Source organism: Virgibacillus sp. LDC-1 (assembly GCF_030137545.1).
Taxonomy (GTDB): domain Bacteria; phylum Bacillota; class Bacilli; order Bacillales; family Amphibacillaceae; genus LDC-1.
The window spans coordinates 101,101-116,266 of record NZ_JARUVL010000007.1 but is presented as its reverse complement, the minus strand read 5'-3'; the positions used below and the strand labels follow the sequence as shown (position 1 = coordinate 116,266).

Genomic DNA, 15,166 nt, shown 5'->3' with positions numbered 1-15,166 from the left:
TTTATTTAGAAAGTGCTTTTACACCATTACTTTACAAATATCATTTGTAAATTCTACTGGATCAACTACTGGTAGCCCTTCAATGAGCAATGCTTGGTTGTAAAGCAAACCAGTATACAAAGCAAATTTTTCTTTATCCTTCTCAAAGGCCGTTTTCAATGATTGATATACCTCATGGTCAATATTGATTTCCAATACTTTATCCGCTTTAACCTGTTGGTTATTTGGCATCGCATTCAGTACTTTCTCCATTTCCAATGAAATTTCTCCATCGGTTGAAAGACAAACAGGATGCGACTTTAGACGTTTGGATACTTTTACTTCCTTCACCTTGCCATCAAGCAGCTTTTTCATTTCGGCAAATAAATCCTTTTGTGCATCTGCTTCCGCTTCTGCTTTTTCATTTTCCTCTGACATGTCAATGCCTAAATCTCCACTAGATACGGAACGGAATTCCTTGTCCTTATATTGCATTAGCATTTTAATGGCAAACTCATCTACTTCGTCGGTAAAGTATAAAATCTCGTATCCTTTATCCGCAACAAGCTCTGTTTGTGGCAGCTTCTCAATACGGTCATTTGATTCACCGGCAGCATAATAAATATATTTTTGTTCTTCTGGCATTCTAGAAACATATTCGTCGAGGGAAACTAATTTCTTTTCCGTCGAAGAATAGAAAAGCAGCAAATCCTGTAGCGTTTCCTTATTCGCACCAAACTCACTATACACCCCATACTTTAGCTGGCGACCAAAGGATTGATAAAATGTTTCATAGCTTTCTCGCTCATCTCGAAGAAGCTGTAGTAGCTGTTGCTTAATTTTTTTCGTTATATTTTTAGCAATTAGCTTTAGCTGACGGTCATGCTGCAGCATTTCACGCGAGATATTTAAGGAGAGATCCTCAGAATCTACCATTCCTTTTACAAAGCTAAAGTAATCCGGTAATAGCTCCGGACTTTTCTCCATGATTAATACACCATTGGAGTAGAGCTCCAGACCTTTTTCATATTCCGCAGTATAGTAATCGTACGGGGTGCTTTCAGGAATAAACAAGATTGCATTATAGCGTATATTTCCGTCTACTTTTATATGGATATGCTTTAATGGCTTATCGAAGCCATAGCGCTTTTCCTGGTAAAAATGCGCATAATCCGCATCTGTCAGTTCATCCTTATTCTTTCTCCAAATCGGCACCATGCTGTTAATCGTTTCTTCTTCAACGAAGTCCACATAGTCTTCGCTTCCTTCTTCTTTTGGCTTGCTTTTCGTTACGTCCATTTTAATTGGGTAGCGAATGAAATCAGAGTACTTTTTAATGATTTCCTGAAGTCGATATTCATCTAAATAATCATCATAATTTTCATCTTCGTTGTTTTCCATGATTTTTAAAATAATTTCTGTTCCGACATCCTGCTTTTCATGGGCAGTAATCGTATAGCCGTCTGCTCCCTTTGACTCCCACTTACAGCCTTCTTCACTGCCAAGCGCTCGACTATACACTGTTACAACATCAGCAACCATGAAGGCCGCATAAAATCCAACCCCAAACTGCCCAATTATATCGTGACCGTCTTTGCTTTCATTTTCGTTTTTAAAAGCTAAAGAACCACTTTTGGCGATTACACCTAGATTGCTTTCTAGCTCTTCCTTTGTCATCCCAATACCTGTATCTTTAATTGTTAATGTTCGGTTTTCCTTGTCCGATACAATTTTTATATAGTAATCATCCTTATTAAAGCTTAATGAATCATCTGTCAAAGCCTTATAATAAATTTTATCTATCGCGTCGCTCGCATTCGATATAAGTTCTCTTAAGAACACTTCCTTCTGTGAATAAATCGAATTAATCATCATTTCGAGCAAACGCTTTGATTCTGCTTTAAATTGTTTTTTAGCCAATGTAATATCTCCTTTCTTTAATGAGGGCTCGTTTCCATTTTAGCACTCTCTATCACAGAGTGCTAACCCAATACATTAAATACCATATTCATGAGAAGCTGTCAATCGTTCGACTCTATATCCTTGTTTATTAAATGCAATGGATAAAACAAAAAACGGACAATCGCATTCATTGTCCGTGTGCTGCATATTATTCTTCTTAACTGTCTGTCTTTAGCTTCCGGAATACAAAGAAAAAATATAACGAACCGACCAAGTATAAGCAGGCCGTAATCGAAAAGATATGTGCATAGCCCCAATAAGCGCCATAATGTAATACAATCGTTGTGGAAACTGGCCCCATAAATGCCCACCCGAGCTGGAATACCATTTGATTCACTGAATTAGCAAGTCCCTTCATCGAATCATCAACCTTCGACATCATGAGGGAAGCTTGAATCGGGTTACCTGCATTCATTAATGCCTGACGAAATAAAAAACCGAGCCCTGCTAGCCATAAATTTTGCGTAAAGGCAGTTAAGAGCAGGAATGGCAAGGATGAAAGCTGTAAATAAACAACTGCACGGACTTCCCCAACCCTTTGCACAACGAGCGGACCAATAAACATTGCTACTGCAGTTGCTGCCTGCCCTAGAGAAATAATAACACCGATCATGGAATTAGAGGCCTGAAAGCGATCTGCAAAATATAAGTTTAAATAAGGAATAACGAGCCCACTTCCAAAGCCTATTAATAGCTGTGCTAATGCAAAAAGGGCAATAATTTTAATACCAGCCTTATTTGCTTTGAAAAATAACACCGGAGCAACTTTTACATTCGCATCCTTTTGTTTCACTGGTCTTCTTTCTACCATTTTTGTAATTGGGAAAAAAGCAACTAAATAGAACACACTACCAATAATTAAGGTGATACGTATACTCATTAATTCCGTGGTGACCAATGAAAACAGATCTGTTAATACACCACCAAGTATGCTTCCAATGACATTAGCAGCTGTTATCAATGCTGCATGTAAGCTAAAAAGATGCACCCGTTGCTTCGGATTTGAATTTTCAGCTAGCCACGGAATCGTCGATACTTGAAGAAATGCCGTAAAAATACCAGTTGCAAATCCTGTCGCAAGTAATAACGATGTAGGCTCAACAACACTGCGTAGAATTAAAATAATACCGGATCCAAATATGCCAAATAGCATGACCCGTTTTCTACCTAGGCGATCACTCATAATCCCTGCTGGCACAAGAATAATTGCTGTTGCTAGTGCAGTAAGCGCAATAACTTGCCCATTTACATCCTGATTTAAACCAAGCGCCCGAATATAAAAGTTATAAATAACCATAAACATTCCCATTCCAATTTGGGAAAAGATATTCGCAGCGATTGCTAATTTAATATTTTGATTATACGATTTAAACTGATTTGACCATTCATGAAAAAAGGCCACGCTATTCCCTACCTTTAATATTCAATTACACAATACTTCGTGTCCCTAAGTATATTAGACCCATTCGCTAAAAAAGTAAATAGGTAAGCGACAGCATATTTACAACTTTCTTAAACAACAAAAAACCCTAGCTTATAAAAGCTAGGGCGACATATTAGTAATTAATAAATGGTATCTATGCGATTTTCTTCCTCTAAAAACTTCACAAAATGTTGCATCGCTTGCACTGGTTGCCCTTTTACAAGCGCAACATATTTATCTTTGGAATGTTCAGGGGCAGCATCACTGCTAGTAATCCGCTTGATCATATAGTCTCTGCTTTGCTTATGAATTTCTTTTTTATGATACTTTGCTTCCTTCGACAAAGCAAAGCCTACCGCTCCAAGCACCGCAAATACAACAAGACTTACGACATTTGAGCTTTCTGGCATGAAAAACAATAAAAAGATAAGGTTAACAATAGAAACACTAATTAATGGCAAGGACCACAGCGCATATTTAGAAGCTTTCTTCGCCAATGGAGCAATCGTTTCATTTAACTTTTCAAGCTCCCTTTTTATGAACAACGGCATATCCCCCATAAATAAATTCATACGATCCCTTCCTTTCATTTATATCCTATTTTAAAAAAAGCGAGATCTTTACCATATCGGCAAAGGTCTCGCTGAACAAGTTCATGTTTAATAAAGCCGATGGAGAATCTCCATGTAATGACGACTTTATTTTGGAATGGGCTAGCCACTCCAATGCTACTCCCCTTTGAAGCACTTTTATTTTCATGTTAATTATATCACATATGATGTTTTGTTACAAAAAAGAGCGATCACAAGTTTTGAATAAATAAACGGATAACATCAGCTCCACCAATAAATGTTCCGATCGAGCTTCCAACGTTCGCTAGCACAACAACTAAAAGCACACGCGTAACCTTATTGTTCCAAAAACCCTTTAAGCTAAAAACATCTTCTGATAATGTATCAAAGTCTTTAACACTTGGACGGCGCATATACGCTTGCACAAAGCCGGCAAACCATCCTGCAGCAAGCAGTGGGTTAAGCGATGTTAATGGAGCTGCCAAAAAAGCCGTTAACACAGCGAGTGGATGACCAAAAGCAAGTGCCGTACCAATCGCGGAAAAGGACCCATTCCATAAAATCCAACTTATTGTCTGCTGTAAACCTGCTGTTGGATTTGCGAAAAATGTGTACGCAATAATTGCCAAAATAAAGATTGGAATCGACCAACCAATAATTTTAGGAAGCTTCGATTTAGGCGGAAGCTCTGACAAGCGCTCTAAATCATGTGAATGATGGATTTGCTTTGTAATCCCTGGAACATGCGCAGCACCGAGCACAGCAACAACTTTATTACCTGGCGCTTCTTTTATTTTTTGCGCCAGATACTGATCGCGTTCATCAATTAACGGTGTTTTTAGTCTCGGAAAATGCGTCGTAAACTCCTGAAGCATGGAGTCAATCATATCCTGTGATTTCATTTTTTCCAGCTCTTCTTCAGAAATAGTTTCTCTACTAAAAATACCCGCCACTACCTGTGTTAGGAGCATCGCCTTTCCTTTCCAGCCAAGATTGCCCCAAATACGTGAAAAGGTAATCTGAATATTACGATCCGCGAGCACTAAATCGGCACCAATTTGCTCGGCTGAATCAATGCCTTGAATCATTTCCTGTCCAGGACTAATGCCAAATTGCTTTGCCATTCTTCTTTGAAAGGACGATATCGCTAAATTCATTAATAGCAAGGTTGCTTTCTTATCCTTAATGATTTGAAAAATATCGGTATCCTTCCACCTGTTTCCTTCTCGAATCGATTGATATCTTTGATCATCAAGCTCCACACAAATGGTGTCCGGCCTTTCTTTTTCGATTATTTCCTTTACTTCATCCGCACTATGCTTCGATACGTGTGCAGTTCCTACTAGAATATATTCTTTATCATTTATATGTAGACGTGTAATATGTTGTTCGGACATAAACGACCTTCCTTAATCATCGCAATATCGATGCAAATTATTCATTTTAATATACGTTTCATTTTATTGTATTCATATTATCCATAATAAACTACTCGGCTGTAAAATTGTAGCGATTTTACGATCCCACGCAAAAATCATTTACGTACGGAGTTACTTTCATTGTGACTTTTCCTATGAAAAAGGTAAAATAAGAGTAAGTAATCCATTTAAAGGAGTAATTCATTTGGAGACTGGGACTTTAATATTTTTATTTGCTACCATGCTAATCATTGGTGTGCTTGCCGCTCGATTCTCTTCTCGCTTAGGTTTACCTTCACTCGTATTATTCTTAGTAGCTGGAATGGTTTTAAATAGATTCATATATTTTGACAATGCTTCCTTTGCTCAATTTGTTGGGATTATGGCTTTAATTATCATTTTATTTGATGGTGGAACACAAACCAAATGGGAAAATATGCGTCCTGTTGTCGGTACCGCAGGAATTTTAGCAACACTAGGCGTATTGTTAACAACGGTTATTACTGGAATCGCCGCCACCTATATATTGCAGCTTTCCTTATTAGAAGGATTGTTATTTGGAGCCATCGTTGGATCAACAGATGCTGCTGCTGTTTTTGCTGTGCTTGGGAATAAAAATATTAAGAAAAAGCTCACAGCAACATTAGAAGCTGAATCAGGCTCAAACGATCCAATGGCCGTATTTTTAACGATTGCATTGATTGAAATGATTCAAGTTCCTTCGACATCGGTCTGGGATACCATTGGTTTTTTCTTTCTTCAAATGATACTCGGTCTTGTATTAGGTGTTATATTAGGTAAAACGACAATCTATATTATTAACAATATTAAACTCGATACTGCAGGACTTTATCCTGTATTAGCGATGAGTGCTGCCATCTTCACGTACGCACTTACCGATTATTTAAATGGAAGTGGCTTACTCGCTGTTTATGTCATGGCAATCTTTGTGGGGAATAGCGATTTAATGCATCGCTTTTCGATTTTACGTTTCAATGAAGGCTTTGCATGGATGATGCAAATCGTAATGTTTATTATCTTAGGATTACTCGTTTTTCCGAATCAGTTAATTCATGTTTTCTGGCAAGGAATTATTCTCGCAGCTATTCTCACGTTAATCGCTCGCCCAGCAGCTGTATTTATTTGCATGCTATTTTCTAAATACCATGTGAAGGAAAAGTTATTTATCTCATGGGCTGGATTAAAAGGAGCTGTTCCAATCGTTCTAGCCACCTATCCAATTATTGCAGGGGTTGAAAGCAGTCAGCTAATCTTTAATGCGGTGTTTTTCGTTGTGCTCATTTCCGCTTTAGTGCAAGGAAGCACATTATCATGGCTCGCGGCAAAATTAAAGCTGACAAGTGATCGAAAAGAAAATCGAACCTCTAGCTTTGAATTAATCAACCTTGGAAAAACTGATTCAGAAATAATGGAGGTAACCATTACCGATAGCTCCCCTGCAGTGAATACATCATTAACCGATTTAGAGCTTCCAACTAATACACTTATTATCGGTGTGATTCGGGAAGACAAGCTACTTACCCCGACAGGAAGCACGATTCTTCAAGATGAAGATACGTTATTCGTCCTTGGAAATAAACAAAGCCGTGAAAAAGCCAAGGTAGTATTGTTAGGAAAGCCTCAAAAAAGGCGAAAACAAACATAATAGAGATGACAAGAGCTCCCCTCAAACAGCTTTAACGATTTGTTGGGGGCTTTTTCTGTATTACGATTCAAAATAGTGTATGTTATAATTATGTGAAACTTCAAACAGCTAAGAAATCTACATGATTATCCATTAAACCTTAAAGAAATAAAGAGGTGAATATCCGTTGTTACATGAAATGAATCTCGAAGAAGCCTTTTTTTTCAAGCAATTAGAGCCTATTGGCGAAGACGTCAAACGATTTATTTATACATATGTTGGAAACAAAGGAAAAATGGAAGCGATATTCCAAGAGACAGTACAAGTAGCGTTTAAAAAACTACAGAAACAAGACTTTTCCGCTTCCTTTCGTTCCGTCATTTTTCAAATTGCTTTCAAGCAGTGTAAACAAGCTCAACGGCTCCCTATACAGCAACGAATCCTCTCCAATGAAAAGCAAGCTTCATCCTCCATTCCGTTTCCTCCTGTCTTTACACAACAGCAAAAAGACGTAAAGGAAATATTGGAGCTCTCACCGATGAAACGAGCTATTATTCTCCTGCATTACATATATCGTTTTAATTTAACTGAAGTAAGTAAAATAGTTAACCTAAAGCTGGAAACAGCAGAAAAACAGCTTGCACTTGTGGACGAGAAAGCAATTGCCATGGATCAATTAACGAAAGATGACTTCTATAACTTTCTTGGAAATGAAGCCTATTTTACGAAGGCAGATTTTGATCGCTTCATCGAAAAAAACCGCCAGCAAAAACAAACAACAAGGATAGCCAGATCAAAAGCCCTTGTTGGCATTGGTGCACTTGTTTTACTATTCGTTGCCATGAAACTCATGCTAGAAAACCCTGCTGATAATGCTTCTAAGAAAGAAGAACAACCAGAAGAACAAGAAGAGACGATTGTCGAAGAGCAAGGTGCATACCAAACAGAAAATCAACAAGTGGAATTATTGTTTAGTAAAGTAAACTCTAGAAAACAAGTGGATGATTTTTTCTATTCTACAACTGCTGGACTACGTGAGGCAGAGCAAGCAGGACAAGTTGCGCCTTCTAATCAAACCTATCAACTAGCCGAAAATGTTTCGCTTACCATTGAAAAGACCTGGTCTAATTCGATAGAAACATTGGTTTACTATAGTATTGACGTACCAGAGGAACAGTTTGTATCTAACGAATTCCTAACCATTGATTTTCTCTCAGAAGAAAGCATGAATAGTTCCATTGATTTTTTCTCGCGGTTTGGAGATGAGCTTGGTGTTGTTTTTGAAGGTCGATTATACGGGGTGTTGCGTGGATCGATTTCACAGGAAGAAGCGCCAATGGTAAAACGAGATGAATTAATTGTCACGGATATCTTCATTGATTATTTTGGTAGGAGTATGGAAGCGGCGGATGTCGAATTTCCGATTTTTTTTGATCGGAAACAGCAGCATATTGAAAAAATCGCCATTAATCAATCACTCACTCGTGAAGACGTTACTTTTCATTTAGAGTCGCTTGATTTAGGCTTATCAGAAATAATCGTACATGGAACAATTGAAAAGCCAGCTAATATGACGGTAAATTATATCCATGCTAACTTGCGCAATCTGAATAATAGTCATATTTTCAGTTATGATGTTCGGTATAACTACCGAATGGACAATAATCACGTACAGTTACTCTTCTCTCCACTATTATCGAGAGCTGAGGAAGCGGATGTAGATATCCACACGCTGGATCTTCAAAGTGACGAATCAATGCAATTTTCTGTTGATGTATCGGACTATAACGATATCGTGGCAACGAAGGAACTCCCTTATACTGCTAAAAAGGAAGAAAAGCTATTTGAAGTGAAAAATAAAGCACTCTCCGTTCATTCCTTTGTTTATAAAGAATCTGGTTTAGACGTATCGTTCAAATTCGATACGACCGGAAAGAGTAAAGTGGAGCTTATAGAGCAAATTATGCCTGCTTATCCGTTTCACCAAGAAGAGGATATCCCAATGACCTTACAAACAGCAAACGAAAAAGGAGAGCGGGTCAACCCAAGTCAGGTAGATTCAGTCTATCGCAGCAGTTCATTTGTAGACATTAGCTATGACCGGGCATTTGTCGAAAAAGCAAATACCTTACACTTTTCATTAAGCAATTTATTATTTTCCTATATTAATGAAGTGGAAACTTTTCGCATTGCTATTCCCGAGGAAGCCGCTGCAAAATACCCTAAAATCAATAAGGAATAAAGGATTTGTCAAAGAGGAGCAGGAAAAAACCTGCTCCTCGTTTTAAATGAACCTTTTTAAAGTGGGCGTGTTCATATCAAGTTACTTACTGGATAAAAGCTGGCGATTCATTTTATGTCCATCATACGTGAACTGCACAGACCTGCCTTCTACATGCGTTTCCAGATGAACGACGCGCCCCCACAGCTGATAAATGTATGGCAACACCTTTTCTAAATAACTAAGATCTAGCTCCATTCCCTCGTAGCGATGCTCTAAATAAAGCTCTCCATTCCGCATATAATCCCCATCAACGACGACGATATATGGAAATCCCCCATTCACACGCATGGAAACAAGCTGATCTCGAACATGTGTATAATCCTTATCGGTAATGCGATACATATTCCCTTGCTTCTCAAACAAATACAAATCTTCGCGTGCTACAAGCTCCTTTGTTAAATAATTGCGGATAAAGGAAATATCGGAATCGATCTCACGCACTTCAAATATCTTTTCACGTCCAGATCCTTGCTCAACACCGCGCTCTTGCATCTCTTTTGTTGGTTCATTATAGCGCGCCTCAATATCCTCAAATATTTTTAGCCCTAAATAATACGGATTAATTTGCTTTTTCGATGGCTGCACGACATTCGCATTTAATTTGGCGAATTCAACCACTTCATCAGGGGTTAAATCCATCTCACGCAGGATGCGTTGATGCCAGTAGGAAGCCCAGCCTTCGTTCATGATTTTTGTTTCGAGCTGCGGCCAGAAATAAAGCATTTCTTCACGCATCATCGTTAAAATATCACATTGCCAGTCTTCAAGCTCCTGACTATATTGTTCAATAAATAATAATAAATCCTTTTCTGGTTGTGGAGGAATGTGACGCCGTTTTTGCTTTTTCGGCTTTTGATCGGTTGCTTTTTGATCTAGCTTCCATAAATCGTCATATGGTGTTACCTTCTTCTCCTCCGGCTCCACTTCATCCCATGCTTCACGCTGTAATTGCGGTCTTGTGATGGACGGGTCGATGTGTTCTTGAATGGATAATACGGCGTCTAGAAAGCGTTCTACCTCCTCCTTGCCATGGACTAGTTCATAATGGGCAATTCGCTCTGCCGTCGCTGTCATACTTTCTACCATATCACGCCTCGTATTGGAAAATCGGACATTGTTTTTGAAAAAATCACAATGCGCTAGGACATGCGCAATAATTAACTTATTTTGAATCAACGTGTTTGTATCCAGCAAAAATGCATAGCATGGATTTGAATTAATAACTAACTCATAAATTTGGCTTAATCCAAGGTCATAATGTAGCTTCATCTTATGAAATTGCTTTCCAAAGCTCCAATGTGTGAATCGAGTAGGCATGCCATAAGCGCCAAATGTGTAGATAATTTCCGCAGGACACACTTCGTAGCGCATTGGATAAAAATCTAATCCAAAGCCTGATGCGATTTCTGTTATTTCGCCAATTGCCTGCTCGAGCTCCTTTGTATCTGTCAATGTGATCCCTCCAGAATTCCTTTCTATAGTTTATGAAACAGGACTAGAATGTTGACCTTGATTTCACTAAGAAAAGCGCAAGCGACCGGTTAGCAACGTATAAACTGGAGCACTTCGCAATGAGATAAAGGAAACACGGTAACCTCAAGGAAACCGATGTTGACTTATCGTAGTGAAGAAGTGGGAAGTTTACTAGTTGCTGGGCGCTGGAGCTAGACATGACAGTTTATGCATAAAAAATTAACAAAGCCTATTATTTAACCATTTTTTCTAACTAAGAAAAGCGCAAGCGACCGTTTAGCAACGTATAAAATAGAGATTTTTCGCAATGAGATAAAGACGATTGAAATCAAACAATTTCGGTATGTTTCCTTTTTAAAGGGAGAATCTAATAAGAGGAGGGATGATGATGGAACACCAATTTTTATCGATTGAACAACTAGATCAACAGCTTAAACAATGGAATGGGAAGCATATAAAAATTGAAAAAATCGAACTAACGGATAAGGACGAAATTCATATGAACCTGACAGATATTGCCTATGAAAGCCATACACGTAGATTGGATCAGTATGAAGCAATGCATACACTTATCTTAAATGGAGAAGGTGAAATCGAATCATCACAAGGCTATCAGCCGCTACCAGACGCAAGCTATGAAATCCCACTAGAAGACACATCGTTATATGAGTTTGATGGAGAACAATTTCTCCTTACTACGGATCGAGGTGTTTATCGGATTTCCCTAGAATCATAATAGTAAAGCGACAAGAGTGAGAATTAGAAGATCACTTTTTCTTTATGTGAGGCTTCGTTACCAAAGCGTTCCTAGTCCATTGAGAACGGCAGACTAAAGCCGCTACGTCCTGTACGTCGAAAAACAAACTCGGAAAAGCTTTCTTTTCCGAGTTTGTTGAGGCCGACTTGATTCAAATGCGCTTATTCAGCTCTATACGTGCATCTTTTCTTTTCTAAAAAATGCTTTCATTGCTTCATACACATCGCGCTTTTCTTTTAAAATATGCCGTCTAAATTTCGGGTCGTCAATTTCTTGGAACGTTTTCATTAGGATGGAGTAGCGATTATAAGTGTTTACTTCGCCATAGCCAAACATATTGGCCACCTGTAAGATTTCATGCACTAGCTCTAAGCTTTTCGAGTTATCAGAGGTGAAATTTTCTCCATCTGAAAAATGAAAAGGATAAATATTATAACGGGAAGGCGTATATTTTTCCTCAATTAACTCCAATGCTTTTCTGTAGGCAGAGGAGCATATCGTTCCACCGCTTTCTCCTTTGGCAAAAAAGTCTTTCTCTGAAACAACCTTCGCTTCCGTATGATGGGCAATAAAGACAATTTCCACAGATTGATATTTCGAACGTAAAAAGCGTGTCGTCCAAAAAAAGAAGCTTCTTGCGATATACTTAGCAAACGGCCCCATCGAGGCGCTCGTATCCATCATCGCTAATACAACTGCATTCGATTCTGGATTAATTACATCATTCCAAGTTTTAAAGCGCAAATCATCATTATAAATCGGTGTTATCGATGGGCGTCCTTCTGTTGCATTTCGTTTTAATGCTGTCAAAATGGTTCGTTTTTTATCGACATTTCCCATTAAACCTTTTTTACGAACATCATTAAATTCAACTTTTTCAACCGTCACCTCGGCATTTTCTTTTTCTTGGAGATTAGGTAGCTCTAACGATTTAAACAATTCTTCCTCTAGCTCCGCTAACGATACATCTGCTTCATAATAATCACTGCCTGGCTGGTTTCCCCCTTCTCCTTCACCTGCGCCTCCAGCACCTTTGCTTTCATTGCTCGGCGCTCGTGCGATGACATCTCCTACCTGGCTATCTCCATCTCCCTGTCCTACATGCTTTGATTTATCGTAGTTATACCGAATTTTATATTCATCTAAAGAACGAATCGGGATTTTGATGACATCTCGACCATTTGACAAAATAATACTTTCTTCTGTAATGAGATCTGGAAGATTATTTTTCATCGCGTCCTTCACTTTATCCATATGACGCTGCTGATCCTGAAACCCTTTTCGATGGAGAGACCAGTCTTCCTTGGAAACAACAAAACTTCCATTCTCCTCCTGCATACCATCCCCACCTTCTATATTTTATAAACCAACATCATTTCCGCTTTCCAATATTATATGCCAGTATGAACAAGTTCGTTTGCTTTAAACGATTAGTTCCGATAGCAGCCTAGAAACGAACCGCCATATCCTTTGGATACGGCGGTCAGTTATTTTCATTATCGATTCAGCAAGCTTCCAACATATCGCAACAGCTCATTTGCGGAAACGGAGTTATAACCATATTCATCAATTAATCTTGCAACAACCTCATTAATTTTCTTTAATTGCTGTTCATCCGGTGTTTTAGAAGAAGTCGTTATTTTTACGATATCCTTTAAATCGGCGAAAAGCTTTTTCTGAATCGCTTCTCGCAACCGATCATGAGAATTATAATTAAAGCTTTTTCCTTTTCTTGCAAAAGCCGAAATGGAAATGAGAATTTCTTCTCGAAAGGATCGTTTTGCATTTTCTGAAATACCGATCTGTTCTTCAATAGAACGCATGAGCTTTTCATCTGGTTGCATTTCTTCTCCTGTTAATGGGTCCTTTAGTTTATTTTTATTACAATACGCTTCTACATTATCAAGATAATTATCCATCAACGTCTTTGCAGATTCTTCATAAGAATAGACAAATGCTTTCTGTACTTCTTTTTTCGCTATTTCATCATACTCCTTACGTGCAACGGAAATATAATTCATATACCTTTCTTTATCCTCCGCTGAAATAGAAGGGTGCTGATCAAGTCCATCCTTCAGGGAACGAAGCACATCAAGGGCATTTATAGCTGGAACGTCCTTCCTAATAATCGTTGATGATATCCGATTAATTACATAACGCGGATCAATACCGTGCATCCCTTCATCAGGAAATTCTTTTTTCAGCTCATCTACGTCGATTTGGTTATAGCCTTCTACATGCTCCCCATCATAGAGGCGCATTTTTTTCACAATATCGACGCCGTTTTTCTTCGATTCCTGTAAGCGTGTTAAAATAGTAAAAATAGCTGCAACACGCAATGCATGTGGTGCAATATGCACATGGGCCATATCACTTTGTTGAATCATTTTTTTATAAATTCTTTCTTCCTCACTTACTCGTAGATTATAAGGAATCGGCATTACAATAATGCGCGAATGAAGCGCCTCATTCTTTTTATTAGAAATAAATGCGCGATACTCGGCTTCATTCGTGTGCGCAATAATTAATTCATCTGCTGAGATTAGTGCAAATCTACCTGCTTTGAAATTCCCCTCCTGTGTTAAGGAAAGTAAGTGCCACAGAAACTTCTCATCGCATTTAAGCATTTCCTGGAATTCCATCATTCCACGATTCGCCTTATTCAACTCCCCATCAAATCGATATGCCCGTGGATCAGATTCCGAGCCATAATCTGCGATGGTAGAAAAATCAATACTCCCGGTTAAGTCTGCGATGTCCTGTGATTTTGGGTCAGAAGGACTAAAGGTACCGATTCCGACGCGCTTATCCTCGGACAAAAAAATTCGCTCTACTTCAACATCTTCAATTCTGCCTCCATATTCCTTCTCTAACCGCATTGTATTTAATGGAGACAAGCTGCCTTCAATACGAATTCCATACTCCTGATAAAAATCCGCTCGCAAATGATGTGGAATGAGATGGAGTGGATCTTCATGCATCGGACAGCCTTTGATTGCATAAACAGCACCTTCGTCCGTTCTCGTATATTGTTCTAACCCCCGTTTAAGCATCGTTACAATGGTCGATTTACCTCCACTTACTGGCCCCATCAATAACAGAATCCGCTTCCGAACATCTAGCCGTTTAGCTGCTGGATGAAAATACTCTTCCACTAAGTTTTCAATAGAGGCCTCAAGTCCAAAAATTTCATCCCCAAAGAAATCATATACACGTCTACCGTCCTTCTCCTTCACTCCTGCACTTTTTATCATGTTGTACACACGTGAGTGAGCTGTCTGGGCAACTTCTGGTCGTTGTTTTATGATTTGAAGATACTCCGCAAACGTTCCTTCCCACTTTAGCTGCTGTTCTTCCTCCCGATAGCTCTTCACCTTATTAAGAATATCCATGCTTTTCCCTCCATGTAGTTTGCGGTTTCTTATAATCTATGCTGCGGGCGAAATAATGATTCTTTTCACTCTAAATTCTGTCTATTTTTTTACATAAAATAAGTACTTTTGACTTAATTTACAAAACAATAGTAAACTATCATTGACATTACTCGACAACAACTTACAATAATAATAGGATAATAGTAAGATAAACCGCATTCGAACTAATCTAAATTTACTAGAACTTTACTCACGTATTGGGATTTTTATTAAAACAAA

10 protein-coding genes are annotated in these 15,166 nt (G+C 38.5%); 3 read left to right on the top strand and 7 right to left on the bottom strand.

Annotation, left to right across the window (positions count from 1 at the left end; genetic code table 11):
• Positions 1 to 18: 18 nt before the first annotated feature.
• The 4 genes from htpG to QBK89_RS08300 form a co-directional block, all read right to left on the bottom strand.
• Positions 19 to 1,899, bottom strand: a complete 1,881-nt coding sequence (gene htpG / locus QBK89_RS08315; protein ID WP_284140577.1) for a molecular chaperone HtpG — start codon at positions 1,897 to 1,899, stop codon at positions 19 to 21.
• A 199-nt stretch (positions 1,900 to 2,098) separates the two neighbouring features.
• A complete protein-coding gene (locus QBK89_RS08310; protein WP_284140576.1) occupies positions 2,099 to 3,343 on the bottom strand; it encodes an MFS transporter in 1,245 nt (414 codons plus the stop codon).
• A 161-nt stretch (positions 3,344 to 3,504) separates the two neighbouring features.
• Positions 3,505 to 3,936, bottom strand: coding sequence for a DUF5392 family protein (locus QBK89_RS08305; RefSeq protein WP_284140575.1), 432 nt, complete (start codon positions 3,934 to 3,936; stop codon positions 3,505 to 3,507).
• Between the two features lie 230 nt (positions 3,937 to 4,166).
• Positions 4,167 to 5,333: a TraB/GumN family protein gene (locus QBK89_RS08300; RefSeq protein WP_284140574.1), complete on the bottom strand. Its 1,167-nt coding sequence runs from the start codon at positions 5,331 to 5,333 to the stop codon at positions 4,167 to 4,169.
• A gap of 226 nt (positions 5,334 to 5,559) precedes the next feature.
• Between QBK89_RS08300 and QBK89_RS08295 the strand changes: the two genes are divergently transcribed.
• Positions 5,560 to 7,020: a potassium/proton antiporter gene (locus QBK89_RS08295; protein WP_284140573.1), complete on the top strand. Its 1,461-nt coding sequence runs from the start codon at positions 5,560 to 5,562 to the stop codon at positions 7,018 to 7,020.
• A 166-nt stretch (positions 7,021 to 7,186) separates the two neighbouring features.
• Positions 7,187 to 9,241, top strand: coding sequence for an RNA polymerase sigma factor (locus tag QBK89_RS08290; RefSeq protein WP_284140572.1), 2,055 nt, complete (start codon positions 7,187 to 7,189; stop codon positions 9,239 to 9,241).
• 81 nt (positions 9,242 to 9,322) lie between these two features.
• Here QBK89_RS08290 and QBK89_RS08285 read toward each other — a convergent pair whose 3' ends face one another.
• Positions 9,323 to 10,735, bottom strand: a complete 1,413-nt coding sequence (locus QBK89_RS08285) for a SpoVR family protein (protein ID WP_284140571.1) — start codon at positions 10,733 to 10,735, stop codon at positions 9,323 to 9,325.
• Between the two features lie 409 nt (positions 10,736 to 11,144).
• On the opposite strand from QBK89_RS08285, the gene ymzB reads away from it, so the two are divergent.
• Positions 11,145 to 11,492 carry a protein YmzB gene (gene ymzB, locus QBK89_RS08280; RefSeq protein ID WP_284140570.1) on the top strand — a complete coding sequence of 116 codons (348 nt, stop codon included), beginning with the start codon at positions 11,145 to 11,147 and terminating at the stop codon, positions 11,490 to 11,492.
• 192 nt (positions 11,493 to 11,684) lie between these two features.
• On the opposite strand, the gene yhbH is transcribed toward ymzB, so the two are convergent.
• Positions 11,685 to 12,851, bottom strand: coding sequence for a sporulation protein YhbH (gene yhbH, locus QBK89_RS08275; protein WP_284140569.1), 1,167 nt, complete (start codon positions 12,849 to 12,851; stop codon positions 11,685 to 11,687).
• Positions 12,852 to 13,009: 158 nt separating this feature from the next.
• Complete coding sequence (locus QBK89_RS08270; protein ID WP_284140568.1) at positions 13,010 to 14,905, bottom strand: PrkA family serine protein kinase; 1,896 nt, start codon at positions 14,903 to 14,905, stop codon at positions 13,010 to 13,012.
• Between the last annotated feature and the right edge of the window lie 261 nt (positions 14,906 to 15,166).